Origin of the sequence: Mesorhizobium sp. B2-1-3 (assembly GCF_006442495.1) — a bacterium.
Lineage (GTDB): Bacteria > Pseudomonadota > Alphaproteobacteria > Rhizobiales > Rhizobiaceae > Mesorhizobium.
Genome location: NZ_VFWL01000030.1, coordinates 1 through 24,887 on the forward strand (window position 1 = coordinate 1; position 24,887 = coordinate 24,887).

The 24,887-nt window shown below is 63.8% G+C and carries 30 protein-coding genes; 12 read left to right on the forward strand and 18 right to left on the reverse strand.

What is annotated here, in order from left to right:
* Nucleotides 1–88 precede the first annotated feature (88 nt).
* From FJ973_RS29870 to FJ973_RS29925, 12 genes are all read right to left on the reverse strand, one after another.
* Nucleotides 89–727: a hypothetical protein gene (locus tag FJ973_RS29870; RefSeq protein WP_140500468.1), complete on the reverse strand. Its 639-nt coding sequence runs from the start codon at nt 725–727 to the stop codon at nt 89–91.
* A gap of 110 nt (nt 728–837) precedes the next feature.
* The gene (gene ykgO / locus FJ973_RS29875; protein ID WP_125004464.1) at nt 838–963 is read right to left on the reverse strand and encodes a type B 50S ribosomal protein L36; all 126 of its coding nucleotides are present in this window, start codon (nt 961–963) and stop codon (nt 838–840) included.
* 274 nt (nt 964–1,237) lie between these two features.
* A complete protein-coding gene (locus FJ973_RS29880) occupies nt 1,238–2,314 on the reverse strand; it encodes a 5-(carboxyamino)imidazole ribonucleotide synthase (protein WP_140558859.1) in 1,077 nt (358 codons plus the stop codon).
* Nucleotides 2,311–2,808: a 5-(carboxyamino)imidazole ribonucleotide mutase gene (gene purE / locus FJ973_RS29885; RefSeq protein ID WP_140517590.1), complete on the reverse strand. Its 498-nt coding sequence runs from the start codon at nt 2,806–2,808 to the stop codon at nt 2,311–2,313. Before purE ends, FJ973_RS29880 begins: the two co-directional genes overlap by 4 nt.
* A gap of 94 nt (nt 2,809–2,902) precedes the next feature.
* Complete coding sequence (locus FJ973_RS29890) at nt 2,903–3,799, reverse strand: anti-sigma factor (protein ID WP_140517591.1); 897 nt, start codon at nt 3,797–3,799, stop codon at nt 2,903–2,905.
* Nucleotides 3,796–4,335 carry a sigma-70 family RNA polymerase sigma factor gene (locus FJ973_RS29895; protein ID WP_140500476.1) on the reverse strand — a complete coding sequence of 180 codons (540 nt, stop codon included), beginning with the start codon at nt 4,333–4,335 and terminating at the stop codon, nt 3,796–3,798. The genes FJ973_RS29890 and FJ973_RS29895 overlap by 4 nt, the downstream gene beginning before the upstream one ends.
* Before the next feature lie 407 nt (nt 4,336–4,742).
* On the reverse strand, nt 4,743–5,948 hold the full coding sequence (locus tag FJ973_RS29900) for an aminotransferase class V-fold PLP-dependent enzyme (protein WP_140558860.1): 1,206 nt from the start codon (nt 5,946–5,948) through the stop codon (nt 4,743–4,745).
* A 24-nt stretch (nt 5,949–5,972) separates the two neighbouring features.
* Nucleotides 5,973–6,434, reverse strand: a complete 462-nt coding sequence (locus FJ973_RS29905; RefSeq protein WP_140525749.1) for a RidA family protein — start codon at nt 6,432–6,434, stop codon at nt 5,973–5,975.
* Nucleotides 6,435–6,472: 38 nt separating this feature from the next.
* A complete protein-coding gene (locus FJ973_RS29910; protein WP_140558861.1) occupies nt 6,473–7,267 on the reverse strand; it encodes an amino acid ABC transporter ATP-binding protein in 795 nt (264 codons plus the stop codon).
* 2 nt (nt 7,268–7,269) lie between these two features.
* Entirely contained in the window at nt 7,270–7,920 is a 651-nt protein-coding gene (locus FJ973_RS29915) for an amino acid ABC transporter permease (RefSeq protein ID WP_140500483.1), read from the reverse strand.
* A 1-nt stretch (nt 7,921) separates the two neighbouring features.
* Nucleotides 7,922–8,587, reverse strand: a complete 666-nt coding sequence (locus FJ973_RS29920) for an amino acid ABC transporter permease (protein WP_140558862.1) — start codon at nt 8,585–8,587, stop codon at nt 7,922–7,924.
* 90 nt (nt 8,588–8,677) lie between these two features.
* On the reverse strand, nt 8,678–9,559 hold the full coding sequence (locus FJ973_RS29925) for a transporter substrate-binding domain-containing protein (RefSeq protein ID WP_140500486.1): 882 nt from the start codon (nt 9,557–9,559) through the stop codon (nt 8,678–8,680).
* 129 nt (nt 9,560–9,688) lie between these two features.
* Between FJ973_RS29925 and FJ973_RS29930 the strand changes: the two genes are divergently transcribed.
* A complete protein-coding gene (locus tag FJ973_RS29930; protein ID WP_140558863.1) occupies nt 9,689–10,483 on the forward strand; it encodes an IclR family transcriptional regulator in 795 nt (264 codons plus the stop codon).
* Nucleotides 10,484–10,485: 2 nt separating this feature from the next.
* On the opposite strand, the gene FJ973_RS29935 is transcribed toward FJ973_RS29930, so the two are convergent.
* The gene (locus FJ973_RS29935; protein WP_140500489.1) at nt 10,486–10,689 is read right to left on the reverse strand and encodes a YdcH family protein; all 204 of its coding nucleotides are present in this window, start codon (nt 10,687–10,689) and stop codon (nt 10,486–10,488) included.
* A gap of 240 nt (nt 10,690–10,929) precedes the next feature.
* Between FJ973_RS29935 and FJ973_RS29940 the strand changes: the two genes are divergently transcribed.
* The 4 genes from FJ973_RS29940 (at nt 10,930) to FJ973_RS29955 (ending at nt 14,645) form a co-directional block, all read left to right on the forward strand.
* A complete protein-coding gene (locus FJ973_RS29940; protein ID WP_097571999.1) occupies nt 10,930–11,109 on the forward strand; it encodes a YdcH family protein in 180 nt (59 codons plus the stop codon).
* 557 nt (nt 11,110–11,666) lie between these two features.
* Nucleotides 11,667–12,917 (forward strand): flavodoxin-dependent (E)-4-hydroxy-3-methylbut-2-enyl-diphosphate synthase, encoded by a 1,251-nt coding sequence (gene ispG / locus FJ973_RS29945; protein WP_140558864.1) that lies wholly within the window; start codon nt 11,667–11,669, stop codon nt 12,915–12,917.
* 5 nt (nt 12,918–12,922) lie between these two features.
* The gene (locus FJ973_RS29950) at nt 12,923–13,771 is read left to right on the forward strand and encodes a lytic transglycosylase domain-containing protein (RefSeq protein ID WP_140517597.1); all 849 of its coding nucleotides are present in this window, start codon (nt 12,923–12,925) and stop codon (nt 13,769–13,771) included.
* A gap of 34 nt (nt 13,772–13,805) precedes the next feature.
* A complete protein-coding gene (locus FJ973_RS29955; RefSeq protein ID WP_224671103.1) occupies nt 13,806–14,645 on the forward strand; it encodes a Stf0 family sulfotransferase in 840 nt (279 codons plus the stop codon).
* Here the strand turns inward: FJ973_RS29955 and FJ973_RS29960 are convergent, their stop codons facing one another.
* From FJ973_RS29960 to FJ973_RS29980, 5 genes are all read right to left on the reverse strand, one after another.
* Nucleotides 14,646–16,985 carry a response regulator gene (locus FJ973_RS29960; protein ID WP_140558865.1) on the reverse strand — a complete coding sequence of 780 codons (2,340 nt, stop codon included), beginning with the start codon at nt 16,983–16,985 and terminating at the stop codon, nt 14,646–14,648.
* 180 nt (nt 16,986–17,165) lie between these two features.
* Nucleotides 17,166–17,408: a hypothetical protein gene (locus FJ973_RS29965; protein ID WP_140525753.1), complete on the reverse strand. Its 243-nt coding sequence runs from the start codon at nt 17,406–17,408 to the stop codon at nt 17,166–17,168.
* A gap of 13 nt (nt 17,409–17,421) precedes the next feature.
* Nucleotides 17,422–17,640, reverse strand: coding sequence for a hypothetical protein (locus tag FJ973_RS29970; protein WP_140517598.1), 219 nt, complete (start codon nt 17,638–17,640; stop codon nt 17,422–17,424).
* 207 nt (nt 17,641–17,847) lie between these two features.
* Nucleotides 17,848–18,603: an SDR family oxidoreductase gene (locus FJ973_RS29975; protein ID WP_140558866.1), complete on the reverse strand. Its 756-nt coding sequence runs from the start codon at nt 18,601–18,603 to the stop codon at nt 17,848–17,850.
* Between the two features lie 70 nt (nt 18,604–18,673).
* Entirely contained in the window at nt 18,674–19,591 is a 918-nt protein-coding gene (locus FJ973_RS29980) for a polyprenyl synthetase family protein (RefSeq protein WP_140558867.1), read from the reverse strand.
* A 78-nt stretch (nt 19,592–19,669) separates the two neighbouring features.
* Between FJ973_RS29980 and FJ973_RS29985 the strand changes: the two genes are divergently transcribed.
* The 7 genes from FJ973_RS29985 to FJ973_RS30015 all read left to right on the forward strand — a co-directional run bounded on the left by FJ973_RS29985 (nt 19,670) and on the right by FJ973_RS30015 (nt 24,874).
* On the forward strand, nt 19,670–20,431 hold the full coding sequence (locus FJ973_RS29985; RefSeq protein WP_140500502.1) for a transglycosylase domain-containing protein: 762 nt from the start codon (nt 19,670–19,672) through the stop codon (nt 20,429–20,431).
* A gap of 142 nt (nt 20,432–20,573) precedes the next feature.
* Nucleotides 20,574–20,756 carry a 50S ribosomal protein L32 gene (gene rpmF / locus FJ973_RS29990; protein ID WP_008834724.1) on the forward strand — a complete coding sequence of 61 codons (183 nt, stop codon included), beginning with the start codon at nt 20,574–20,576 and terminating at the stop codon, nt 20,754–20,756.
* A 346-nt stretch (nt 20,757–21,102) separates the two neighbouring features.
* Entirely contained in the window at nt 21,103–21,597 is a 495-nt protein-coding gene (locus FJ973_RS29995) for an Lrp/AsnC family transcriptional regulator (RefSeq protein WP_140500504.1), read from the forward strand.
* 2 nt (nt 21,598–21,599) lie between these two features.
* A complete protein-coding gene (locus FJ973_RS30000) occupies nt 21,600–22,457 on the forward strand; it encodes a transporter substrate-binding domain-containing protein (RefSeq protein ID WP_140558868.1) in 858 nt (285 codons plus the stop codon).
* Nucleotides 22,458–22,558: 101 nt separating this feature from the next.
* Nucleotides 22,559–23,218: an amino acid ABC transporter permease gene (locus FJ973_RS30005; protein ID WP_140558869.1), complete on the forward strand. Its 660-nt coding sequence runs from the start codon at nt 22,559–22,561 to the stop codon at nt 23,216–23,218.
* Nucleotides 23,215–23,889, forward strand: coding sequence for an amino acid ABC transporter permease (locus FJ973_RS30010; protein ID WP_140658565.1), 675 nt, complete (start codon nt 23,215–23,217; stop codon nt 23,887–23,889). Before FJ973_RS30005 ends, FJ973_RS30010 begins: the two co-directional genes overlap by 4 nt.
* Nucleotides 23,890–23,920: 31 nt before the next feature.
* Nucleotides 23,921–24,874, forward strand: a complete 954-nt coding sequence (locus FJ973_RS30015) for an agmatinase (RefSeq protein WP_140558870.1) — start codon at nt 23,921–23,923, stop codon at nt 24,872–24,874.
* Nucleotides 24,875–24,887: the final 13 nt, after the last annotated feature.

Genomic DNA, 24,887 nt, shown 5'->3' on the forward strand with positions numbered 1-24,887 from the left:
GAGTAGGGGAGTAGGGGAGTAGGGGAAGTATTTCCGGGCGATCTCCTTCCTACTGCCTTACTGCCCTATTCCCCTACTGCCTTAAATATCAAATGCCTTCGCCGGCGAGTTCTTCCGAAAGCGTACCGACCTGATCCTGGGCGCTGCGCAGCATCGGATAGATGGCAAGGACCTTCTGCCAGGCCTCGAGCGCCGATTGCTTGCGTCCGGTCACGGTCATGATCTGTGCCAGGCCCGACAGCGCGCCGAAATGGCGTGGTTCGAGTTGCAACGTATGGTCGATGTCAGACATCGACTTGCCGTAGTTCTTCATCATGAAATGCACCGTGGCGCGCCGGTTCCAGCCCTCGGCATAGGCCGGCTGCAAGGTGACCACCTGGTCGAGGAAATCGAGCGCTACGTCGAATTTCTGGTTCTCGAGCGCCTTCTGCGACCATTGCATCATCAGGTCGATCGAGGCGCTGCCCGACTGGGACCATTCGCTCCAGATGATGCCGGCGATACGCTCTGCCGCCTTTTCGTTGCGCTCGCGCTTGAGATCGGCAAACAGCTTGTCGAGGCGGGCTTCCCTGTTCATTGCGGGAGGCGCGGCTTGCGGCACTGGCTGGGCATCCGGAGGCGCCGGCTCCGGGGCCGCTTGCACGACCGCCCGATCATCGGCCCGCGCCGGCAACGAGATGGCGCTGCAAAAGAGAAGGACCGTCAAAAATGCAAAAAGAATCCGCATCGCCCGAATCTAGTCCCGGGCGGCGGAACGTCAAACTGATTTTAGCGTGAAAAGGTCGGCGGACCGACGATAAACACCAACTGCGGAGGCAAAAAGCCTCGCGACGAAGCTCAGCCCTGGCGCGCCTTATAGCGGGGGGCGGTCTTGTTGATGATGTAGACGCGGCCCTTGCGGCGAACCAGACGGTTGTCGCGATGACGCGCCTTCAGCGCCTTGAGCGAATTCTTGATCTTCATGGTCTTGCCTGTCGGTGTGGACCCGGTCCGGGTCGAAATTTTAAGGCGCGCCAGAAGACGCGCCTTTGAACTGTGGGTGGCTCATAAACGAGGAGCCTTGTCCGTGTCAACCGCAAGCATGCCCGGTAGCGGAGATGAATGCCCGGTGTCGTCAAATATCCGCAATCGGCCAATGGCTCGGCGCCGGCTGGTATGATGTGGTGGTCGCCACATGACTGGGGAACGCCATGCGCCGAGTTTTCCTGCCCGGTAGCTCGCGGCGTCGAGATTGCTGTCAGGCGCGGCGGCTGATCCGGGTGAAATGGCCCATCTTGCGGCCGGGCCGCGCTGCGGCCTTGCCGTAGAGATGCAGCATCAGGTCGGGCTCCGCCAGCAATTCCGGAACGCGCGAGATATTGTCGCCGATCAGGTTCTCCATCACGCAGTCGGAATGGTGTCGCGGGTCGCCGAGCGGCAGGCCGGCCACGGCGCGGATATGCTGCTCGAACTGCGAAACGGTGCAGGCGGCTTCCGTCCAGTGGCCTGAATTGTGGACGCGGGGCGCGATCTCGTTGGCCAGCAGCGAGCCATCGGCCAGCACGAAGAACTCGACGCCGATGACGCCGACATAGTCGAGCGCCGACAGGATCTTCACCGCCGCTGTCCGGGCCGCCTCGGCTGTCCGGGGCGCGATCGCGGCCGGCACGGTCGATGTGTGGAGAATGCCGTTGCGGTGGACGTTCTCGGCCGGATCGTAGGCGGCGACGACGCCATCGATGCCGCGCGCGGCGATGACGGAGACTTCGCGCTCAAAGGAAACGAAGGCCTCGAGGACCAGCGGCACGCTGCCCATGGCCTCGCAGGTGCCGGCGAAGCCGCCGGCTTGCATGTCACGGAAGACGCGCTGGCCCTTGCCGTCATAGCCCATGCGCCGCGTCTTCAATATGCCGCTGCCGCCAAAGGATTTCAGCGCTGCGGTCAGCTCGCCGTCATTGTCGACCGCGCGGAAATCCGCCGTGGCAATGCCGATGCCGTTGAGAAATGTCTTTTCGGTCACCCGGTCCTGCGCCACATCAAGCGCGCGCGCAGGCGGATAGACCGCCACCTTTGCGGCGAGCGCCTCGGCGGCGGCAACCGGAACGTTCTCGAATTCATAGGTGACGACGGCACTTGCCTCGGCCAATTCGGCAAGCGCGGCGGGGTCATCGTAGGCGGCCGTGACCTGACGGTTGGCGACCTGTGCCGCGGGGCAATCCGGCTGCGGCTCCAGCACCACGGTGCGGTAGCCGAGGCGAGCGGCCGCCATTGCCAGCATGCGGCCGAGCTGGCCGCCGCCGATGATGCCGATGGTCGATCCGGCGGGCAGGCTCATTGCGTGTCCGTGGGTTCGGCCGCGACCTTGGCGGTCTGCGAGGCGCGCCAGGCATCGAGCCGCCCGGCAAGCTTGTCGTCGTTGAGCGCCAGCACGGCGGCGGCCAACAGAGCCGCATTGGCCGCACCGGCCTTGCCGATGGCCAGCGTCCCCACCGGAATGCCGGCCGGCATCTGGACGATGGACAGCAGCGAATCCTGTCCCGACAGGGCTTTGGATTCCACCGGCACGCCGAACACCGGCAGCGGTGTCATCGCCGCCGTCATGCCGGGCAGGTGCGCCGCACCGCCGGCACCGGCGATGATGACCTTGTAGCCGGCGGCCTTGGCGCCCTTTGCGAAGGCGTAGAGCCGGTCGGGAGTGCGGTGCGCCGAGACGATCAGCCGTTTGTGCGGGATGCCAAGCGCCTCCAGTGTCTCGGCGGCATGGCGCATGGTCGCCCAGTCGGACTGGCTGCCCATGATGATGGCGACGTCGGCGCGTTGATCGTCCAAGCTTCTGCTCCCGGCGACAAAGGCGCGCCTTAGCGGAATTCGGCGGCGGCGGCAAGGATGCGGGGCATTGCCGGGGTCCGGCCGGGAAATCAGCCTATGCCGCAGCCTTGCGGAAGCGGGCGACGAAATCGTCGAGTTCGGGCCGCTCCATGTCGGAGATCGCCCAGTAGGAGAAGGCGCCATCGCTCCACTGCACCAGCGAAAAGCCGCCCGAGGAAAGATCGTCAGGCTCGCTGACCTTGCCGCCCTGCTGCGGTTCGGCGACCAGCGTGATCAGATGCTCGCGGTGGCGGTAGACAAGTGCCGGCACCGGGCGGCCGGAAATCACCTCGACCCGGCCGCCGATCAGCGCAAAGCCGTCCTTGGCAAGATCCGGTGCCGGCGGCGACACGCCGATCCGGGCGTCGAGCCAGGGTTTTACCGTATGGCGATCCGACGAGACGATGTCGATCGGGCTGGCGGCAAGCAGGCTGCGGCGATGGCCGCTGGCGACCGCCGCGGCAAAGCTGTCGGACGCGCCGTTGACCATCACCCATTGCGTTGCTCCGCTGGCCAGCACCGCGCTGATCATGATCGAGGCGGCAAGAGCGCGCCAGTCGAACGAACCGAAGCGGCGCGCTCGACTTGGCGACAGCCGCGTATCGGCGTTTCGCCTCTGGCCTCTCCCGCCCGGGGCAAGCACCCCCGGGAGCGCCGGCCGGCCCTGCTGCGGCTTGGCCGTTTCGCCTGACTCCGGCTGCGCGGTGGCCGCAGTGCCAATGGCCGCGATGCGCGCGCGAAAGGCGTCGCCGACATCTGGGCGCGGCAGGCGGCTGACCGCGCCCCGCAAGGCCACGATGCGGGCATGCTCCGAGGCAAGCCGCGGATCGGCCGCAATGCGCCGCTCCACCGCAAGCGCGGCCGCTGCATCAAGTTCGCCATCGACGAGCGCGTGGATCATCAGCCTGATGCCTTCCGGATCATTGGGCAGTCCATCGTCATGCATGGTCATGGCGCTCTCCCCAGGTCAGACATAAGCAGGCTCCGCGCGCGAGCCAGCCTGGACATCACCGTGCCCATCGGCACGCCGAGCATGGCCGCTATCTCGCGATAGCTGAGGCCGCTGATGTCGCGCAGCACAAGCGTCTCGCGAAACGGCTGCGGCAGGGCTGCTATCGCCGTTTCAAGCGCCACCGTGTCGGCCTTGGCGATCAGGCTTGCCTCCGGACCATATTCGTCCGGCACGCTGATGCCGTGTGCCGCCGCCATCTCGTCGAGATCGCCGAGATCACCGACGGCCAACATGCCGCGCGGCCGGTTGCGCGACATCCAGGTATAGGCGGTGTTGCGCACGATGGTCAGCAGCCAGGCGCGGGCATTGCCGCCGGCATAGCCTGATATGCCCGCATGCGCCTTTATGCAGGCGTCCTGCACGACGTCCTCGGCATCGGCGCCATTGCCGGTCAACCAGCGGGCAAGCGCCAGCGCGTCACCGAGATGAGGCAGCACCACCTCGCTGAAGCGCTCGGCTCCGGCCTTCTCGCTCAAAGCAGCACCATCCGATACTCCACGAGGAACAGGCCGTGCGCTTTCAAGCAATACCGGCGGTCTCGCCCCGCCCGTGCGGGCGAAACCCTCGGCAACAGGCAAAGCCGCCTGCCGTGGCGAAAGTGAAGTCATCTGCGTCACCAGTGTCAAGCGCAATGGGAAAGCCGTGCGTCATGGAAGAGAGAGGCCGGCTAAGGTCATGCGCCCCAGCACATGGCGGCCGCCAACGCCGCGGCCATGTTCGCTGTCGTTTTCATAATGACGGGCATGCCGATCTCCTCAACGCCTGTAGCGGCCTATGTCGAGGAGACCCGTTGCAGCCGAGATTTATTCCCGCCGCGTACGCATCCGGCTGTTCACGGTCGCGTGATCAGCCGGTGCTTTGGGTTCGTTGGTCCGCCTGGCGCTCAATCAGGCCAGCGCAAGGCGCCGGAAGAGTCCTTACGGGCAATCTTCATGGCGTCGGCGGGCCGGTCCTTCGCGGTTAACAGGGCGCGCAGCCGTTCGGCGACGATTTCCGCCTCTCCGGGATGAAGATTGCAGGGGTCGAGGAAGAAATGGCCGCGTTCGACCTCGTGATTGCGCACGATGATGGGCGGCGATCCACCGGCAAGCGCCGAGGCAAGGCCGGCGGCGGTGAAGCGGCTTTCCGGCAGCACGAAGACCTGCAGGCGGTCGAGCGGGTTGGAGGTCGGGTCGGGAATGATCTCCGCGCCAATGCCCGGGATACCCTGCAGAGCATCCTTCCAAAGGTTGAGGGCGGCCTCTTCGCGCCGGCGGATGCCGGCGTGGTCGCGCTTCTCCCATGCCTCGAGCGCGGCCATGGTGCCGGCGATGCTTTCCTTGCCGACCTTCATGGCGCGGGCGACGCCGCGGTTCTGTAGATAGGCGGCGCGCACCAGATCCTTGCGTCCGGTGACGATGCCGCTGGTCGGGCCGCTCAGGAATTTGTGGCCGCTGTAGATGACGATGTCGGCGCCACGCGCCAGGAAGCCGCGCAGGTCATATTCGGAAGCCGCGTCGACGATCACCGGCACGCCCCTGGCGTGGCAGATTTCGCAGAATTCCTCCAGCGACAGCATGCCGTACTGCACGGTGTGATGCGCGACGACATAGAGCCCTGCCGCCGTGCGGTCGTTGATCGCGTCGCGGACATGATAGTCCTGCGTGACGCTGACCGTGCCGGCGGGCACCACCTTGGCGCCGGCGACGCGGACCGACTGGTCGATCGGGGCGCCGTAGTTGACGATGTGGCCAAGCTGGATGATCACCTCTGACTTGAGGTCGCCGGTGTCGTCCGGCAGGCGTTCGATGGCGAGCAGGTTGGTTCCCGTCATCGCGCCGGCGATCGCCATGGTGATGCCGCTGGCACAGCAGGCGGTGATGAAGCCGGCCTCGCCACCGGTGAGGCGCGCGACGACGGCGCTTGCGGCGCGCTGCAGATCGTCCATTTCCACCCATTGCGATGCCATTTCAGACATGGCGCTGATCGCTTCAGGCACGATGATCGACGCGCCGAGCGCCGTCATCGTGCCGGAGACGTTGATGATCGGGCGAAGGCCGAGCCGTTCGCGGATCGTGGTGTTGGAGCCGGTGTCTGAATATGTTTTCATGTGAGCAATCCCGTGGATGACAGATCAGGCAGCGATCTCGACGACCGCTTCGATTTCGACGGTGATGTTTCCCGGCAAGGAGCCGACGCCGATCGCCGAGCGGGCATGCCCGCCGATCGTGGCGAAAACGTCGGCGAAAAGATCGGAGCAGCCATTCACCACTTTGGGGTGGTCGCTGAAGGTCGGCGTGGCGTTGACGAAGCCGAGCAGCTTGACGACGCGCACGATGCGGCCGAGATCGCCGGCGGCAGCATGCATGACGGCAAGCAGGTTGAGGCCGGTGAGGCGGGCATGCTGATAAGCCTCCTCCACCGTCACATCCTCGCCCACCTTCCCGGTGCAGAGCGAGCCGTCGGCCCGCAGCGGTCCCTGGCCGGACAGGAAGATCAGCCGGCCGCTCTCGGCATGGGTAACGAAGTTGGCGATGGGCGTCGGCGGCTCGGGCAATGTGAGGCCGAGTTCGGCGAGCCTGGTGTAAGGCGTCATGGAAGAAGGCTCCTTGGGATGGTGTCAACCATCCAATGTCAGAAATGCGAGGCGCGGAAGCGCGCCAGGAAATTGCGCAGACGCTCATTCTCGGCGTCTGCTGCGAGAATCTCCTTCGGCGGGCCGACCGCGCCGACGCTGCCATCGGCCATGAAGACGATGCGGCTCGAGGCGTCGCGGGCAAAGGCCATCTCATGCGTGACCATCACCATCGTCATGCCGTCCTCGGCGAGGCTGCGCACCACTTCAAGCACCTCGCCGACGAGTTCCGGATCGAGGGCGGAGGTTATCTCGTCGAGCAGCAGGATTTTCGGCCCCATGGCCACGGCGCGCGCAATTCCGACGCGCTGCTGCTGGCCGCCGGAGAGCTCCGCCGGCAGGCTGTCGGCCTTATGGGCAAGACCGACGCGGCCGAGCCAGTGTTCGGCAATCGTGCGCGCCTCCACGGTGCTTTTGCCGCGCACCTTGGTGAGGCCGAGCATGATGTTGCCGGCGGCGGTGAGATGCGGAAACAGGTTGAAGCTCTGGAACACCATGCCGGTCTCGGCGCGCATCGCGGCAAGGTCGCGTTCGCTGCGGCGCTGGCGGGCTCCGGTTTCTCGGAAGCCGACCTCCTTGCCGTCGATGCGGATGGACCCGCTGTCATAGCTCTCCAGGAAGTTGACGCAGCGCAGCAGCGTGGTCTTGCCGCTGCCCGAGGGCCCGATGACCGTCACCACCTCGCCGCGCGCCACGCGCAGGCTGACCGAGCGCAGGACCTGGACGGCGCCAAAGGATTTGGACACATCGCGGATGTCGAGAAGGGCCGGGGCATCGTTCGAGCTTGTGGACATTGCTATTCCCGGATGAAGGAGAAACGCCGCTCCAGCCGCCGGCTGGCAAGCGAAAGCGCATAGTTGACGGCGAAGTAGATGAGGGCGCCAAGGATGTAGAGCGGCATGGCCTCATAGGTGCGGCCGATGACCTGGTTGATGGCCTGCATGAGATCGGTGATGCCGAGCAGGGAGACCAGCGCGCTGCCCTTGACCGCGTCGGTGACGCCATTGATCCAGGGCGGCAGGAAACGCCTGAACGCTTGCGGAAAGATGACATGGGCCAGCCGCTGGCGGAAGGTCAGGCCGATCGCCATTGCCGCCTCCGATTGTCCCTTCGGGATGGAGCCGACGGCGCCCCGGAGATATTCGACGACCTGGGCTGTCTTGAACAAGGTCAGCGCCAGCACGGCAGCCCAGAAGGACGGCAGGTGAAGCCCGACGGCCGGCATCCCGTAGTAGACGAAGAAGATGAGCACCAGGATCGGTATGCCGCGAATAGTGTCGCTGAAGATGCGCACCGCCCAGCGCGCCGGCGCCGGGCCATAGACCAGGCCGACGCCAAGGACGACACCGGCGACGAGCGAGAACGTCACGACCAGCAGCGACACCCAAAGCGTCAGCGCAAAACCCTGAGCCAGGAAAGGCAAGGCGTAGGCGATCTGGCCAAGCATGCTAGTGCACCACCTTGAACCATCGTTCGACGAGCCGGAGCGCGTAAAGCAGGGCGTAGCCGGTCAGCAGATACATCGCCGTCACGACGAGATAGACCTCGACGATGCGGAAGGTGTTGAAGTTGATCCATTGCGCGCCGAAGGTCAGTTCGGGCACCGAGATGACCGAAGCGACGGAGGTGTCCTTGAACAGCGATATGAAAGTGTTGGAAAGCGCCGGCAGCGTGATGCGCAGCATGGTCGGCAGGCGCACATGGAGCAGCCTTTGCCAGGGCGTCAGGCCGATCGCCTTGCCGGCGTCTAGCTGGCCGCGCGGCACCGCTTCGAGACCGGAGCGGAACACCTCGACCAGATAGGCGCCGCTGTAGAGCGCCAGCGTGGCGACGAACGAGGTTTGCGCGCTGTAGGCGATGTCGACCACGGTCGGCAGACCGTAGAAGACGAGATAGACGAGCAGGATCAGCGGCACGTTTCGGATGAATTCGACATAGGCGGCAATGATGCCGCGCACCATGCGTCCGGCCGACACGTACCAGACCGCCAGGACCAGACCGATGACGATGCCGATGGCGATCGAGATGACGGCGAGCTCCAGGCTGAGCAGCAGACCGCCCAACAGCTTGTCGAAATGCCGCCAGATCAGGTTGAAATTGAGCGCATAACCCATGCGTCGGCCTCAGTGCTCCCGATGTGACGCAAAGCTGGCCGCGTCGCCAGGAAAAAAGGCGGAAGGGTCGGCGCCCTTCCGCCGATGACGTCAGATAACCGGGAAGCCGGGGTGGCGCGCCGGCGGCTCCTGCCCGAAATAGTCCTTGAACGCGGCGTCATAGAGCGCCGTTTCATGGCCGAACATGGCGATGGTGAAGGTCTGGTTGACGAAGGTCAGCCAATCGAGATCGCCTTGCCGGAGCGCCGCGCCATAAAGCATCGAGTACCAGCTCTTGCCGGCATCGAAGTATTTGTCCGGATTGCGCGAGGCGAGCCAGCGCACGGTGGAGAGGTCGACGGCAGCGGCATCGGCACGCTTGGATTCCAATGCCTGCAGCACGTTGGCCTGTGTATCGATCTGCATCACCTGCGCCTCCGGCAAGGCAAAATGCACCGAAGATTCGGCGTCGACATTCTGCAGGATGGAAACGCGCGTCGCGGAGCCTGCGGCAAGCAGCTTGTCGAAGGTCTTGTTCTCGGCGCCGGGCAAAGTCAGCAAGGCGACGCCCTCGACGTAGTAAGGCCTGGAGAAGTTGATCAGCTGCGAGCGCTGCGCGGTCATGGTCATGAACTGGATGGTGATGTCGACCTTGTTCGTCGTCACGTTCGGAATGCGCTGCGCCGGGTCCTGCATGACAAACTCGACCTTGGCCGGGTCATCGAACAAGCCCTTTGCCAGGATGCGCCCCATGGTGATGTCCATGCCGACGAGTTCGCCGGCATCGTTCTCGAAATGCCATGGCGCATTGGTGCTTCCGGTGCCGACAATCAATTTGCCGCGCTCCAGCACGGTGCGTAGCAAGCTATCGGGCGCAGCCTGCGCCGCCGCCTTCTGGACGTCGACCGTTGCCGCCGCGCTCATGACGCCGGCCGTTGCCAGTCCGGCCATGCCCAGTTTCAGAAAATCACGCCTTTTGGATGTGTCGTCCACAGCGACCTCCTTTCGTGTTGTGTTCCCCTACGCACAGGCAATACGCGCACCCGGATCGTTACAGAAATTGTCTCTTACAAGGGACGAGTGTATCCTGTACAAGACAGATACTAACATCAGGAATCGACAATGCAAGATGGCAGCGCCTTGGCGGTCTCAGCGGACGCAAAGATTTCGGTCTCTCGGGAGAAGGGCCTCAACCGGGTGCTCCAGATTCTGGAGTTCCTTCATTCGACGCAGCGCGCCATCGGTATCGGCGACCTCGCCAAGGGGGTCAACGCGCCGCGTTCGACCACCTACACACTGGTGCGATCGCTGGTCGATGCGGGCCTCCTGGAGATGGCCGGCGACGGCAACCGCGTCTATTTCGGTAAGAAGCTCTATCTCTATGGAATGGATTATGTGCGCGGCAACGACCTCTTGAGGCGAGGACGCCAGGAGGTCGACAACCTGTCGCGCGAGACCGGTGAGACCTCCGAACTGTGCATGCTGCAGAGCGGCCGCTACACGATCGTCCACTCGAGCCCGGGCACCCGGCCCTTCCGCATCAGCTCCGCCACCGGATTGCAGATTCCGCTGCCCTGGACCGCGTCAGGCAGGCTGCTGCTCGCCGGCCTCGAACAGGCCCGGATCGAAGCCATGATATCGGAAGACGACCTTATGCTGCCCGATGGCCGCAGATTGCGGCTGGACGATTTCATCGCCGACATAGCGACGGCGCGAGCCACCGGCTATTGCATCACTTCGGGGCTCGTCGACGCCTATACGAAATGCCTCGCCGCGCCGGTGTTTTCAGCACCCGGCACCGTCGAGGCGACGATGTGCCTAGTGGTGCCCATCGACACATCGCAGGAGAAGACAGGCGAACTCCTGGCCCTGTTGCGCGAACGCGCGGCGCGGCTTTCGATCGCGGCCTGGACCTGAAGTCAGGCGATGATGTCCGGGATGATCCTGTCTTCCAGCTTCATCAGCCGATCCTTCAGCGCAAGCTTCTTCTTCTTCATGCGCTGGATCTGCAGCGGGTCGCAGTTCATGGCGATCATCGCATTGATCGCGGCGTCGAAATCGGCGTGTTCCTGCTTCAGCCGGGAAAATTCGAGGCGAATATCGGCCTGTTCCTGATCGGACATTCTCTACCGTCTGCACGTCTGCGGCGCCCAAAGCTGGGCCTGATTGGGCGGGGGGTGGCACTCTCTGCCACCGGCGCGCAGCCCATATCACATTTCACGTTGTCGTGGAATGCTACCACGGATCATTCGACATCGCTGCGCGAAGGTGGCACACTGTCATTGTGCCGTCACAGAGCGAGCCTGCGGTGGACGCGCCTTTGGCGGCTGCAATCGAGGAAATCATGAAAGGGAGAACCAATCATGTCTCTTGCATCCCATCTTGATGAGTTGCAGCGGAAACACGGCGACATCGAACGCGAGCTCGATGACGCGATGAATCACCCGTCGGTGGACGACCTGGAAATCGTGAATCTCAAGCGACGCAAGCTGGCAATCAAGGACGAGATTGAAAAACTGAGGGCCAAACCCACGACGCATTGATGCCCCACTGACATAACCGCTCACCATTCGGGTCTTTCCTGCCGGCGGCAATTGCCGCCGGACTGGTGGTTTTGATCTTCGATTTCAGGTCGACCATCACAGATATTCGTACCAGGCAGAGGCCTTCCGACTTCCTAGTCCCAGGACGAGTAGGGGCGAAGCTCGTCGCGGCTCCCCTTTACCATAACTGACCGAAGAGTGCAGCGGAGCAGAATTCCGCCTTGCCGCGGCGCTCTGAGGTCAGGGCTTGGATTCTGGGACTGCGCTGCGTCGCTCTTCTCCTTGCTCCTCCCCGAAATGACGGACTCGTTCCGGGAAAGACAAAGCGATGGGGCCTGCCAATCGCCAGGTAGCCGATTGGCCGACGCAAGCGAGCGATAAAAGTCGGGCGCCGAGCAACCGGCGGCGGCATCGATTGCGGCCAGTGGCGACCTGTCGCCATTGACAAGCCATCTTTGCTCCTCCACCTCATGCCCGGACTTCAGCGCATCGGCCCGGAGCGCGCTTTTGTGCGTCCAAGTGGACGCGCGGCGCTCCAGAGATTAAAGGCTGCCGGCATGACCGGATATTATTCCTTTCCCTTCCCGCGCCGCACCTCGGTTGGCGTCGATGTGGGCGGCGTGGTGGTTGGCGGCGGTGCTCCCGTCGTCGTGCAGTCGATGACCAATACGGATACCGCCGATGTCGGCCAGACGGTCGCCCAGGTCGCGGCGCTGCATCGCGCCGGCTCCGAGATCGTGCGCATCACCGTAGACCGCGATGAAAGCGCCGCCGCCGTGCCGCGCATCCGGGAGCGGCTGGCGCGGCTCGGTATCAACGTGCCCATCGTCGGCGACTTCCACTATATTGGTCACAAGCTCCTGGCCGATCATCCGGCCTGCGCCGAGGCGCTGGCCAAATACCGCATCAATCCCGGCAATGTCGGCTTCAAGGACAAGAAGGACCGGCAGTTCGCGGCAATCGTCGAGATGGCGATCAAACATGACAAGCCGGTGCGCATCGGCGTCAACTGGGGCTCGCTCGACCAGGAACTCCTGACCCGGCTGATGGACGACAACCAGGCCCGCGGCTTTCCGTTGACCGCACAGCAAGTGACGCGCGAGGCGATCGTGCAGTCGGCGATCCTCTCGGCCGAGATGGCCGAGGAGATCGGCCTTGGCCGCGACAAGATCATCCTCTCGGCCAAGGTCAGCGGCGTGCAGGACCTGATAGCCGTTTACACCGAGCTCGCCAGCCGTTCCGACCATGCGCTGCATCTCGGCCTCACCGAAGCCGGCATGGGCTCGAAAGGCATCGTCGCCTCATCCGCCGCCATGGGCATCCTGTTGCAGCAAGGCATCGGCGACACCATCCGCATATCGCTGACGCCGGAGCCGAACGGCGATCGCACGCGCGAGGTGCAGGTGTCGCAGGAATTGCTGCAGACCATGGGCTTCAGGCAATTCGTGCCGATCGTCGCCGCTTGCCCCGGCTGCGGCCGCACAACCTCGACCGTGTTCCAGGAACTGGCCCAGAACATCCAGGCCGATCTCAGGAAGAACATGCCGGCGTGGCGTGAGAAATACCCAGGGGTCGAGAACCTCAAGGTCGCCGTGATGGGCTGCATCGTCAACGGCCCGGGCGAGTCCAAACATGCCGATATCGGCATTTCGCTGCCAGGCACCGGCGAGACGCCGACGGCGCCCGTTTTCGTCGACGGCAAGAAGGCGGCGACGCTGCGCGGACCGTCGATCGCGCAGGATTTCGAAAAGATGGTCGCCGACTATATCGAACAACGATTTGGTCGCGGCAAGGCCGCGGCAGAGTAGGTCGAATGCTGCGCTTCCTCCCGGTGGCGCTGATCCTGCTGTGCGGGTGGCCCACCTTGGCCCAGGCCGATCCGCCGCAATCGGCCAAGCAGCGGCTGATCGACAAGGTCTGCAACCTGATCCAGGCCCATGCCGACCAGAACGGCCTGCCCAGGGATTTCTTCGCCCGGCTGATCTGGAAGGAAAGTCGGTTCGATCCCAACGCCGTCAGTCCGGTCGGCGCCGAAGGAATCGCCCAGTTCATGCCGGGGACCGCCAAGATGCGCGGGCTCGCCAATTCCTTCGACATCAACCAGGCGATCCCGGCCTCGGCGAAATACCTCGCCGAGATGAAGACCAGCTATGGCAATCTCGGCCTGGCGGCCGCCGCCTACAATGCCGGCGAAAACCGGGTCTCGCGCTGGCTGGGCTCGGGCGGCTTCCTGCCGATGGAAACCGAAAGCTATGTCTTCGACATTATGGGCGAGCCGGTCGATAAGTTCGCCGACCGCGCCTATGCCGGAAGCGTGCGACCGCTCGACGCGAAATCCGATTTCGTCGCGGCCTGCCGTAAGCTCCCGGTGATCATGTCGCGGACGGTGGCGATGGCTTCCATCAACATAAAGCCCTGGGGAATCCAGGTGGCCGGCAATTTCCGCCGCAGCGCCGCGATCAACCAGTGGCTCAGGGTGAGAGGCCGCTTCCCGGCCCTGCTAGGCGGGCATGATCCGGTGGTCAGCCGGGTGCGCACGCCGATCGGCCGGCGCGGCATCTACGCGGTCAGGATCGGGGTCGACGACCGTGCCGTCGCCGGCGCTATCTGCCAGAAGTTGCAAAGTGTCGGCGGGGCATGCGTGGTGGTGCGCAACCGATAGCGGGTGTGTCGTTGCGGGTGAAGGGGCGATAAAAATGACGGCCGCGGCTATAGGCCCTGGATTGGCCGGCATTGCCCTGCCTTCAACGAGCAATGAGGGCCGCAGGATGGTCGACGCATATATTATCTGCGGCACGCCCAGGACCGGAAGCACTTTGCTGTGCAAACTCCTGGCCTCCACGAAGGCCGCGGGCGATCCTCATTCGTTCTATCGGCGGCAGGACGTGCCCGAATGGGCCGAAGAGTGGGGGCTGCCCGGCCGCGACACGATGGGCGAACTCGAATTCAATGCCGCCTATCTCAATGCGGCCATCGCCGCCGGCAAGGATGGGACCGGTATTTTCGGCCTGCGCCTGATGCGAGAGAACCTGGATGAGCTTTCAGCGATACTCGACCGGATTTTCCCGGGGCTTGTCTCGGATAAAGCTCGTTTCGAGAGGGCGTTTGGCCGTGTTCTCTACATACATCTGTCACGCGAGGACAAGCTTGCGCAGGCCGTATCGCTGGTCAAGGCGCAGCAAACCGGCCTTTGGCATGTCGCTCCTGATGGAACCGAGCTGGAAAGGGTGGGGCCTCCCCGGGAACCTCAATATGATTTCGGGCGGATCAAGGATGAGGTTGCCGAGCTCGGAGCTTATGACGCTGCCTGGAACATGTGGTTCGCGGAGCAAGAGGTAATCCCGCTGCGGATCGGCTATGAGCGCCTGTCGAGCGATCCGGTTGCAACGTTGGCGTCCGTTTGCGACGCCTTGGGGGTTCAGGCACCGGATGCTGGGGATATAAGACCCGGCGTCGCAAGGCTTGCCGACGAGACAAGCCTCGACTGGATGCGCCGTTATCATCTGGATGCGGCGTCCGAGGCGTCGACGGTATAGCTATGCCGTCTTCGCCACCACCGTTTCGCTGAGCCAGGTGCCGATCTTGGCGCCGAGGCGGTCGGGTGAAACCGGCTTCGGCAGATAGTCGTCCATGCCGGCTTCGATGCACTTGTCGCGGTCGCCCTTCAGCGCATGCGCGGTGACGCCGATGATCGGAATGTGGCTGCCATCCGAGGCCTCCGTCGCCCGGATGGCGCGGGTCGCCTCGTAACCGTTCATCTCCGGCATGGAGACGTCCATCAGGATCAGCCTCGGGCGCAACGAGCGGTACATCTCGACCGCCGTGCGGCCGTTGCCGGCTATACGATAGCTCAAGCCCAACCCGTTGAGAATCTGGCCGAACACCAACTGGTTCACCTCGTTGTCCTCGGCGATGAGGATGTCGATCGGACCATTCGGCGCGACCGCCGGTTCCGGCACGGGGACGGCCGGCATTGCCGGGCCGCGGATGACGGTAAAGGCGGGCGGCGCCGCCTGCGGCAGCGCCGGTACGGGTTCGCGAACGAACTGCGCCCTGCCGACCTGCGAGCGGGCTTTCTGGACGACCGAGATGACGGTGCCGAGCAGGACCGCGGAGCGCGCCGGCTTGGTCAGGTGCGCGGCAATGCCGAAATCAATGATCATCTTGCCGAAATCGACCTGGTCGACCGAGGTCAGGAGCACGACCGGTATGGCCGACAGCCGGCTGTCGGCGGCGATGGCTTTCGCGACATCGGCGCCGTTCATACCGGGCATCTGGTAATCGAGGATGATGCAATCGACGGCGGCCCCCAGCTGGCAGGCGCGGTCGAGGAAAGCCAGGCCGACCGCACCGCTTTCGGCGGCGGCGCAGTCGAAGCTCCAGCTCCTGAGCTGTTCGAGCAGGATCTCGCGGTTGACCGGATTGTCGTCGATGACCAGAACGCGGGCGCCGCTGACGTCGACCGGCACGATCTCGTCGCGAGCCTCGGCACGATGCACGGGCAGGGGCACCGCGAACCAGAATACGGAGCCGCGGCCGATCTCGCTCTCGACGCCAATCTTGCCGGCCATCAGGTCGACGAGGCGGGCGGCGATGGCGAGACCAAGGCCGGTGCCCTCGTGACGGCGGGTCGAGGAGCCGTCGACCTGGGCGAATTTTTCGAACACGTTCTGCAACTTTTCGGCCGGGATGCCGATGCCGGTGTCCTCGACGCGCAACTTGAGCTGGACGACGTCATTGACGGTTTCGCCGCCGACGTCGATCAGCACATGGCCCTTCTCGGTGAACTTCACCGCGTTGCCGAGCAGGTTGGTGACAATCTGGCGGAACCGCCCGGCGTCGCCGACGACGTAGGCCGGCAGGCGCGGGTCGACGCGCACGATCAGTTCGAGGTTCTTTTCGGCGACATGGGCGGAGACGAGCGTGGCCACATCCTCGACCGCCTCGGCAAGGCGGAACGGCGCCGGGTCGAGCGTGAGCTGGCCGGCATTGATCTTGGAGAAATCGAGGATGTCGTTGATGATGGTGAGCAGCGCGTTGCCGGATTTGACGATGACGTCGGTGAAGGTCTTCTGGCGCGCGGTCAGTTCGGTCTTGGCCAGCAGCTCGGCCATGCCGAGCACGCCATTCATCGGCGTGCGGATTTCGTGGCTCATATTGGCGAGGAATTCCGATTTGGCGCGGTCGGCCGCCTCGGCCTTGAACAGCGACTCGGCGGATTCGGCGAAGGCGCGGCGGATGGCTTGCTCCATCGGCCGGAAGATCCAGAAAGCGGCGATGGAGAGCACCGCGAACAGCAATCCGCTCGCCCACAGCAGCAGCCGGTCACTGGAGGCATCGGCCAAATGGCGCTCGTCGTCCATGGCGGTGCGGACGCGGACCAGCATCGGCTGGGCAAACAGGTCGTTCTGGTTGCGGATTTCGCGATAGCTCCACTCATCGACCTTCTGCGCCACCGACATCAGGTTGAAGTTTCGAATCATGTCGCGCGGAGACCAGAACAGGTCGCCATTGACCGAAGCGGATTCGAGCTCGTTGATCGTCTTTGTCGACAGGCGTGGACGCAATGCGGCGATCTGGGCCGCAAGCGTCCCAATCTCGCTGGTCAGGCGTTCCGAATGGCCGCGCGCCGACGCGGTCAGCGCATCGCGCGTCTCCGCTCGCCAGGCGGTTCCCGTCGTCTCGGCGAAGCTGGTCGCGTTGCGCAGATCGCGGGTAAAGATGACAAGGTTGCTGCTCAGTGTATCGATCTGGTGGCGGAAGGAATTGACGCGATCAAGTGCGAGCATGATCGCCAGCGAAGCCAACGCGAAGATCAGCAATCCTGAGAGATAACGGCTCCGGATGGACCGTATGAAGGAAGAATATTCCGGCATGCGCAACCCCAACACATACGCATTATTTTAACGGTCGGGATTACGCTTGATTTACATTAAGATTTCGTTCTGGCGACCGAGAATTTCGGATTCCCGCCGAGCCTCCCATGTAGCCTGCCGGCTGCGCCGAGATGAAGGGCCGCGGCCACTTCAAGGGACGGTCAAGCTTCGGATATTATTTCAATCCGCGGGCCGTTTGTGATGCCGGGATTCCTGGTTCGAGCCGCGAAGCATTTCACGGTCATCGGCATCGACCAGATCGACGTCGCCGCCCCGGAGCGACTGGCCCTGCTGGCGAGCCGTTCTTTCCCGCTTCGACCGCTTCAGTTCGTCCTCGGCGTTGAAATTCTTGTCCGCATTCTTGGTGTTCACCCGCTCCTCGATGATTTGCACCTGCTGTTCGTGGGTCTTCTTGCCGGTCATGGGATATCTCCCTCTATTTGTTCGTCCGGCCGGTCTGGTCGGGGTTCACACCGCCTTGCGGGGTGGTGTCGTTCTCGACATCGCCCCGAAAAGTATTTTCGCCATCGAGTTCCTCGTCGTCGTCAAGAATGTCGCCACCCTTGATGGTGCCTTTGGATGCGCCGATGCCGGGATCGTTGCGCAAGTCGCGATCGCTTGGCCTCGGCTGTTTGCGATGCTTGTTGTCGTTCATGGGTTGCCTCCTGCTTCTGGTCCCGAACGTCGCGACGGGTGCAATTGTTCCCGAAACGCAAGGTCCCCAAACGCTCTGGCCGGGAGTGAGACCACCGCAGCCGCGTATCTTCGAACAGCGGAATGCTGCCACGAGTGATGTCAGCTCCGCGTCAACCGGTTATCGATCGGGCAGCATTTGGCGCGCCTGCCTGTTCGGCGCGGCGGATCAGATCGACGCTGTGATGCCGCCGTCCACATAGAGAATATGGCCGTTTACGAAAGAGGAGGCCTCGCTGGCCAGGAAGACGCAGGCGCCGACCAGTTCCTCGACCTTTCCCCAGCGGCCGGCTGGCGTGCGCTTTTCCAGCCAGGTGCTGAACGCAGGGTCGGCGACAAGGGCAGCGTTGAGCGGCGTATCGAAATAGCCGGGTGCAACGGCATTGCATTGCAGGCCATGTTTGGCCCAATCCGTAGCCATGCCCTTGGTCAGGTTGCCGACCGCGCCTTTCGTCGCCGTGTAGGGCGCGATGCCCGGACGGGCGAGCGCGGTCTGCACGCTGGCGATGTTGATGATCTTGCCGCGGCCGCGCCTGATCATATGGCGCGCCACGGCCTGGCCGACATGGAAGACGCTGGCGACGTTGGTCTGCAGCAGGCGCTCGAACGCATCGGCGGGAAACTCCTCGAGCGGCGCGCGGAATTGCATGCCGGCATTGTTCACCAAAATGTCGATCGCTCCGCCGTCCAGTTCGAAACCGTCGACCGCCGAGCGAGCCGCTTCATGATCGGTAGCATCGAAGGCCAGCTTTTCCGCTCCGGGAATCTGCCTGATCGCGGTGGCGAGCCTTGCCTCGTCACGGCCGTTGAGGATCACCCTGGCGCCGGCTTCGGCCAAACCCTTGGCCAAGGCGAAGCCTATGCCTTGCGAGGAGCCGGTTACGAGGGCGGTGCGCCCGCTGAGATCGAACAATTTGGTCGACATCGAACCTGATCCTCCCGATTGGCCCGTTAAACAGAAACCTTCACGCCAAGCCTCGGGGTCTGCCCCGATCTCAATTGTTTCGCGTCGCCACGAAGGTCGCGGCTGCCTTCAGCAGGCCGGCCTGCTCGCCATAGGGTTCGAGCAGCGCATGCGCCTGATGGACAAGGCCATGCAACTGGGCGCGTGCCCATGCCTCCCCGTGCAGCGCCACCAGCGTTGCCTTGCCGGCGGCGGCGTCCTTGCCCGTCGCCTTGCCCATCTGTGCGGCATCCGCGGTCAAATCGAGAAGATCGTCGGCAAGCTGGAAGGCAAGCCCGATCGCCGAGCCGAACTCGGCCAGTCTTTCGCGATCCCCGGCAGGCACGCCGGCGACGACCGCGCCCGCCTCGCAGGCAAAGCGGATCAGCGCACCGGTCTTCATCGCCTGCAGCCGGATGATCCCGGCCTCGTCCGGCGCGATGCGCTCGGCCTCGAGGTCCAGCGTCTGGCCGCCGACCATGCCGCCGGCCCCGGCGGCGCGGGCGAGCGCCAGCACAAGGGCGGCCCGCCGCTCCGCCGGCAGCGCCGTAGTCTCGTCGGCGAGGATGTCGAAGGCAAGCGTCAGCAGGGCGTCGCCGGCGAGGATGGCAGTCGCCTCGTCGAAGGCCCTGTGTACGGTAGGCTGGCCGCGGCGCAGATCGTCGTCGTCCATCGCCGGCAGGTCGTCATGGATCAGCGAATAGCAGTGCACGCATTCCAGTGCGGCCGCCACGCGCAGTGCCGCTTCGCCGTCGGCAGAAAACAGGGCCGCGCTTTCCATCACCAGAAAGGGGCGCAGGCGCTTACCGCCGTTGAGCACGCCGTGCCGCATCGCCGCCATAAGGCGCTCGGGCCGCGCGATCTCGCCCGTGAGCGCGCGGTCGTCGAGCAATCGCCGCAGCAACGTCTCGACGGCGGCGGCCCGTGCGACGAGCGCCGTTTCGAACGCCATTTCATCGTCATTCGTCATGGCCCGGACCGGTAGCCGACACTCAGACGTTGCGCAAGAAGACAAGCGCCATTATGCCGGGGGAGGGAGAGACACGGGTTGGGCGACTTGGCGGAACCGATCGTCGATCATGAAACCGAAAAGCTGGACATGGCGACGAGATCCCGTGGCGTGAACCGTCGTGCTCTCAAACGCTGGGTCCGGCGCGGTATCGTCGTGGCTGCCGTGCTGGCGCTTATCCCTACGGTGCTGACCTTTCTCTATCTGCCGTCTTTCGTGCATCCGGTGTCGACGCTGATGCTGAAGGATCTTGCCACCTTCTCCGGCTATGACCGCCGCTGGGTGTCGATCGACGACGTGGCACCGGTGCTGGCCAATTCGGTGATCATGTCGGAGGACGGACAGTTCTGTTTCCATCGCGGCGTCGACCTCGGCGAATTGCGGGGTGTCGTCGACGACGCGCTGGCCGGCGAGGGGACGCGCGGCGCCTCGACCATCACCATGCAGACGGTGAAGAACCTGTTTTTGTGGTCTCGTCCGCTGGGCACGGTTCGTAAAGTGGTCGAGTTGCCGCTGGCCGTGTATCTCGACGCGGTGATGTCGAAGCGGCGCATCATGGAAATCTACCTCAACATCGCCGAGTGGGGGCCGGGCATATACGGCATCGAGGCGGCGGCGCGGCACCATTTCGGTATTTCGGCAAAACAGCTGTCGCGCCGTCAGGCCGCGCTGCTTGCCGTCAGCTTGCCAAATCCCATCGCCCGCAACCCGGCCAAGCCCGGGCCGGGGCTGAGGAGGCTGGCCAACCTGATCGAGCGGCGCGCCGGCCGATCCGGCGCTTATGTCGGCTGCCTCCAGTAGCCGACATAAAAAAATTCGCGGGCAGCGCTGGCCAAAACGGCACCGGGCGTGTATAGGCACCCGACTTTCTCAGATTCCGGCCCCTGACACGGCCCTTTCACGAGGGCGGGCGGGGCTTTTGACCATGTAGTGGAGCATATCCATGGCCGTTCCGAAACGAAAAACCTCTCCGTCCAAGCGCGGCATGCGCCGCTCGGCAGACGCCCTCAAGGCCCCGACCTATGTCGAGGACAAGAACTCCGGCGAAATGCGCCGCCCGCACCATATCGACCTGAAGACCGGCATGTATCGCGGCCGCCAGGTGCTGACGCCCAAGGAAAGCTGAGACCAGCTTTCCTGATGTTTGAGCTAAAAAGACCGGCCGCTGGCCGGTCTTTTTGCGTCTGTCGGGACCGACGACCGACAGCGTAGCTGCGTCTCCAGGCCTTGATCTCCGATCGGCCCGGACGCCGCCTCATCGTGCATCCTCGAGGCATGGCCGATTGCATACCGCACATCGCCTTCGACTCGGTCGACACGACTTTTCCCAATGATCGAACCGTGAGCCCGATGCGCGGCAATCGCCGGAGGAAGCGTCGCTGGTGTTTTTCGCAATCTGTGGGATTGCCATAGACGGTTTCTTATGCGATTTTTGAATTTATAGTCGGAAATCGACACAGATTGGGAATTCGATGTGGGATTTCGTCAGCACAAGTGATCTCGACGATACCGAGCAGGCCGTCCTTTCCCAACTCAAAGTCGATGGGCGGATGTCGAGCGTGGATATCGCCAAGCGCATCGGCGTCACCGAAGCGACGGTGCGGCGGAAAATGGCCCGTGTGCTCGAGGACCCGGATATCTGCATCCAGGCGGTCGTGCGCCCTTTGCGCAGCGATGTCGGCATTGCGGCCATTGTCGGGCTCGACGTCGACCGCGAGCACATCATCAGCGTTGCTCGAAAACTGTCGGAATACTCGTTCGTCGACAGTGTCTACGCCATGACCGGGCCGTTCGACATCATCATCCAGCTCACTTTGCCATCCACGACCAGCCTGCACGATTTCCTCGTCAGTGAACTGGCCAACGTTCCCGGGATCAAGGATTCCGAGAGCTACATGATCGGTCGCGTCTTCAAGCATAGCGGCCGGGCTTACCAGCACAGCAAAACCGAAGAAAAAAGAGGGTAACAATGGGTGAGTTTCTTTCCGCTTCGCGCCGCCGCGTCCTGACCCTTCTTGCCGCCGCGCCGCTCCTCCTGCCGTTCACTGCCACCGCCCATGCCAATGGGCTGGTCGACCAAATCAAGCAGCGCGGCACCATCCTTGTCGGAACCGAGGCCGCGTTCGAGCCGTTCGAATTCGTCCGCGACGGCCAGATCGTCGGCTATAACAAGGACATTCTCGACTATGTGGTCAGCCAGCTCGGCGTGAAGCTCGACCAGCTCAACCTGCCTTTCCAAGGCTTGCTGCCAGGGCTGCTGGCCAAGAAGTTCGACCTGATGGCGACCTCGACCGGCATCAACGCCGAGCGGGCGGCGAAATACGCCTACACGCGGCCAACCGGTTCGTTCGAGAACGTCGTCGTCGTGCGCGTCGACGAGGAGCGCATCAAGAAGCCGGAGGACATCAACGGCATGGTGGTGGCCACGCAACTCGCCTCCTCCGTGCAGCCCATCATCGAGGCCTATGACAAGGAGCTCAAGGATAAGGGCGGCATGGGTGTCGGCGAGATGAAGCTGTTCACCTCCTTCCCCGAGACCCATGTCGCTCTGGCCTCCGGCCAGGTCGACGCCATCGTCATCGCCTCGCCTTCGGCGGCCGTTCTGATGAAGAACGTTCCCGACACCTACAAGGTCGTCGGTTCGATCGGCGAATTCTCCTATCTCTCCTGGGTGGTGCGGCCGGAGGACAAGGATCTGCGCGCCTTCATCAACGCCAAAATCGGCGACGTGAAGGACAGCGGCAAGCTGAAGGAGCTTCAGCTCAAATGGTTCGGGTTCGAGATGAAGACGCCCGACGAGGGTTATCTGCCGCCTGGCGCGCTCTAAGCCCCCAACCAGGCGCCCGGCGCTGCCGGACCGGTGGTTCCAGTCATTGGACGCGCCGGTCTCGGATGGCCCGGACGTCCAGGGATCATTCGAGCTGAAAAATGTTCCATTTTTCAAAGACGCTGACCTTCCTGCCGGAATTCCTGGCCGGCGCCGGCATCACGCTGAGCGTCTCGGCGCCGGGGTTTCTGGTGGGCACATTGATCGGCTTCGGCCTGCTCGCATGTGGCAGGTCGCGCTGGCGCGTGATCCGCTGGATCGGCGCGGTCTACACCAGCTTCATCCGAGGCACGCCGCTGATCGTGCAGATCTTCATGGTCTACTACGTGCTGCCGGGCCTCGTCGGTATCGACCTGCCGCCGCTCCTGGCCGGCGTGCTGGCGCTCAGCTTCAACAGCGCGGCCTTCGTCGCCGAAATCCTGCGCGCCGGACTGACGCGCATTCCCGCCGGCCAGTACGAGGCGGCCAAGGCGCTCGGGCTGAAGCCTGCCGTGACCTGGTTCAAGGTCATCCTGCCGCAGCTCTTCCGCGCCATTGTCCCGCCGATGGTCAACGAGTTCACCATGCTGGTGAAGGCATCCTCGATCCTGTCGGTGATCGCGGTGGTGGAACTGACCCGCACCGCGCAGAACATCATGAACGTCACCTACCGGCCGGTCGAGGCCTTCTGCATCGCGGCGGTGCTGTATTTCGTCGTGCTGCTATCATGCAGCCTGCTGACCAGGCATCTGGAACTCAAGGCGCGAGGCGCACGCGCATGAGCTTCGATTTTTCCGTCATAGCGGACAACTGGCAGATCCTCGCCAAGGGCTTCGGCAACACGGTGCTGATGTGCGCTGTCGCATTGCCGTTCGGCTTCGCGCTCGGCACCGTGCTGGCGCTTATCCGGCTGCGCGGCGGGCGGGTGCCGACGGCGATCGTCTCGGCCTATGTCGAAATATTCCGCAATATCCCGTTCCTGATCCAGATATTCCTTTTGTTCTACGCCTTGCCGATGTTCGGTGTCAGGCTCTCGCCCGTGGTCGTTTCGATCGGCGCGCTGTCAGCCTATGCCAGCGCCTATTCGGCCGAGATCATCAGGGGCGCGATCCAGTCGATTTCGTACGGCCAGGTCGAGGCCGGCTACGCGCTGGGGCTGCGCTACCTGACTATCTTCCGTAAGATCCTGGTTCCGCAGGTGCTCGGCTACATCCTGCCCGCGGCCACCAATCTCACCATTACGCTGATCAAGGAATCGGCGATCCTGTCGGCGATCACCGTACCGGAACTCACCTACATGGCCCAGAACATCATTGGCCGCACCTTCTCGCCGGTGGAGATCTTCACCGCCATCGCATTGCTGTACTGGGGGCTGACGGCCTTCGTGGCAGCGATCTCGCGCAGCCTGGAGCATAGGCTGCAGCCCCATCTCGCAGCCCGCCGTGGCGCCTGATCCAAAAAAGCTTCAACGCAGAGGAGACCCCATGTCCAAACTCACCACCGCGCCGCGCGATGTCTTCCAGACATTCATGAACTTCCCGCTGGTCGAGGACCTCGACACGCTGAAGGCCGATGTCGCCATCATCGGCATGCCCTATGGCGATCCCTACACGATCGACGAGCTGATCAACGACCAGACCAATGCGCCGACCGCGGTGCGGCGCGCCTCGCAGCGGATCAGCCAGGCGCTCGACCGCTATGATTTCGACATCGGTGGGCCAGTCTTCGACGGCAAGGACATCAAGGTGGTAGACGTCGGCGATGTTCCCGGCGCGGCGGCCGATCATGTCGGGCACTACGGCAGAGCCGAAGCGGCGATTCGCAAGATCCGCGCCGCGGGCGCACTGCCGATCACAATCGGCGGCGACCACGGCATTCCGATCCCGATCTTCCGGGCGCTTGACGGCGAGGGTCCGATCACGCTGGTTCAGCTCGATGCCCATCTCGACTGGCGTGACAACGTCAACGGGGTCAAGGAGGGCTATTCCAGCACGATCCGCCGGGCCTCGGAAATGACGCATATCAAGGACATTTTCCAAGTCGGCGTTCGCGGCCAGGGCAGCGCGCGCACCGAGGAGGTCGAGGCCGCCCGCGCCTATGGCGCCAACATCATCACCACCAATGAATGGCAGGACATCGGCACCGCGGCGCTCCTGAAGCGAATTCCCGACGGCGGCCGCTACTATCTCACCATCGATGCCGACGGCCTCGATCCGGCGGTGATGCCGGCGGTCGAGGGGCCACAGCCGGGCGGCGTCAGCTACCGGCAGACGATTGAACTCATCAAGGGGCTGGTCGGCAAAGGAAGGCTGGTCGGCATGGATATCGTCGAGATCGCGCCGGCGCGCGATGTCAACGAGATCACCTCGATGACGGCCGGCCATATCATCCTCAACGTCATCGGCGCGGCCGTGCGCGCCGGCTACTTCAAGCGCTGATCGCGAGCGGGGT

What these genes read in the sequence shown, in the direction of transcription:
- FJ973_RS29920 (WP_140558862.1), bottom strand. Translation starts at nt 8,587, where the DNA reads ATGGGTTATGCGCTCAATTTCAACCTGATCTGGCGGCATTTCGACAAG.
- ispG (WP_140558864.1), top strand. Translation starts at nt 11,667, where the DNA reads ATGACCGGATATTATTCCTTTCCCTTCCCGCGCCGCACCTCGGTTGGC.
- FJ973_RS30005 (WP_140558869.1), top strand. Translation starts at nt 22,559, where the DNA reads ATGTTCCATTTTTCAAAGACGCTGACCTTCCTGCCGGAATTCCTGGCC.
- FJ973_RS29950 (WP_140517597.1), top strand. Translation starts at nt 12,923, where the DNA reads ATGCTGCGCTTCCTCCCGGTGGCGCTGATCCTGCTGTGCGGGTGGCCC.
- FJ973_RS30015 (WP_140558870.1), top strand. Translation starts at nt 23,921, where the DNA reads ATGTCCAAACTCACCACCGCGCCGCGCGATGTCTTCCAGACATTCATG.
- FJ973_RS29890 (WP_140517591.1), bottom strand. Translation starts at nt 3,799, where the DNA reads ATGACCATGCATGACGATGGACTGCCCAATGATCCGGAAGGCATCAGG.
- FJ973_RS30010 (WP_140658565.1), top strand. Translation starts at nt 23,215, where the DNA reads ATGAGCTTCGATTTTTCCGTCATAGCGGACAACTGGCAGATCCTCGCC.
- FJ973_RS29940 (WP_097571999.1), top strand. Translation starts at nt 10,930, where the DNA reads ATGTCTCTTGCATCCCATCTTGATGAGTTGCAGCGGAAACACGGCGAC.
- FJ973_RS29900 (WP_140558860.1), bottom strand. Translation starts at nt 5,948, where the DNA reads ATGAAAACATATTCAGACACCGGCTCCAACACCACGATCCGCGAACGG.
- FJ973_RS29965 (WP_140525753.1), bottom strand. Translation starts at nt 17,408, where the DNA reads ATGACCGGCAAGAAGACCCACGAACAGCAGGTGCAAATCATCGAGGAG.
- FJ973_RS29880 (WP_140558859.1), bottom strand. Translation starts at nt 2,314, where the DNA reads ATGAGCCTGCCCGCCGGATCGACCATCGGCATCATCGGCGGCGGCCAG.
- FJ973_RS29960 (WP_140558865.1), bottom strand. Translation starts at nt 16,985, where the DNA reads ATGCCGGAATATTCTTCCTTCATACGGTCCATCCGGAGCCGTTATCTC.
- FJ973_RS29910 (WP_140558861.1), bottom strand. Translation starts at nt 7,267, where the DNA reads ATGTCCACAAGCTCGAACGATGCCCCGGCCCTTCTCGACATCCGCGAT.
- FJ973_RS29935 (WP_140500489.1), bottom strand. Translation starts at nt 10,689, where the DNA reads ATGTCCGATCAGGAACAGGCCGATATTCGCCTCGAATTTTCCCGGCTG.
- FJ973_RS29980 (WP_140558867.1), bottom strand. Translation starts at nt 19,591, where the DNA reads ATGACGAATGACGATGAAATGGCGTTCGAAACGGCGCTCGTCGCACGG.
- FJ973_RS29975 (WP_140558866.1), bottom strand. Translation starts at nt 18,603, where the DNA reads ATGTCGACCAAATTGTTCGATCTCAGCGGGCGCACCGCCCTCGTAACC.
- FJ973_RS29970 (WP_140517598.1), bottom strand. Translation starts at nt 17,640, where the DNA reads ATGAACGACAACAAGCATCGCAAACAGCCGAGGCCAAGCGATCGCGAC.
- FJ973_RS29905 (WP_140525749.1), bottom strand. Translation starts at nt 6,434, where the DNA reads ATGACGCCTTACACCAGGCTCGCCGAACTCGGCCTCACATTGCCCGAG.
- FJ973_RS30000 (WP_140558868.1), top strand. Translation starts at nt 21,600, where the DNA reads ATGGGTGAGTTTCTTTCCGCTTCGCGCCGCCGCGTCCTGACCCTTCTT.
- FJ973_RS29870 (WP_140500468.1), bottom strand. Translation starts at nt 727, where the DNA reads ATGCGGATTCTTTTTGCATTTTTGACGGTCCTTCTCTTTTGCAGCGCC.
- FJ973_RS29915 (WP_140500483.1), bottom strand. Translation starts at nt 7,920, where the DNA reads ATGCTTGGCCAGATCGCCTACGCCTTGCCTTTCCTGGCTCAGGGTTTT.
- ykgO (WP_125004464.1), bottom strand. Translation starts at nt 963, where the DNA reads ATGAAGATCAAGAATTCGCTCAAGGCGCTGAAGGCGCGTCATCGCGAC.
- FJ973_RS29955 (WP_224671103.1), top strand. Translation starts at nt 13,806, where the DNA reads ATGACGGCCGCGGCTATAGGCCCTGGATTGGCCGGCATTGCCCTGCCT.
- FJ973_RS29930 (WP_140558863.1), top strand. Translation starts at nt 9,689, where the DNA reads ATGCAAGATGGCAGCGCCTTGGCGGTCTCAGCGGACGCAAAGATTTCG.
- rpmF (WP_008834724.1), top strand. Translation starts at nt 20,574, where the DNA reads ATGGCCGTTCCGAAACGAAAAACCTCTCCGTCCAAGCGCGGCATGCGC.
- FJ973_RS29995 (WP_140500504.1), top strand. Translation starts at nt 21,103, where the DNA reads ATGTGGGATTTCGTCAGCACAAGTGATCTCGACGATACCGAGCAGGCC.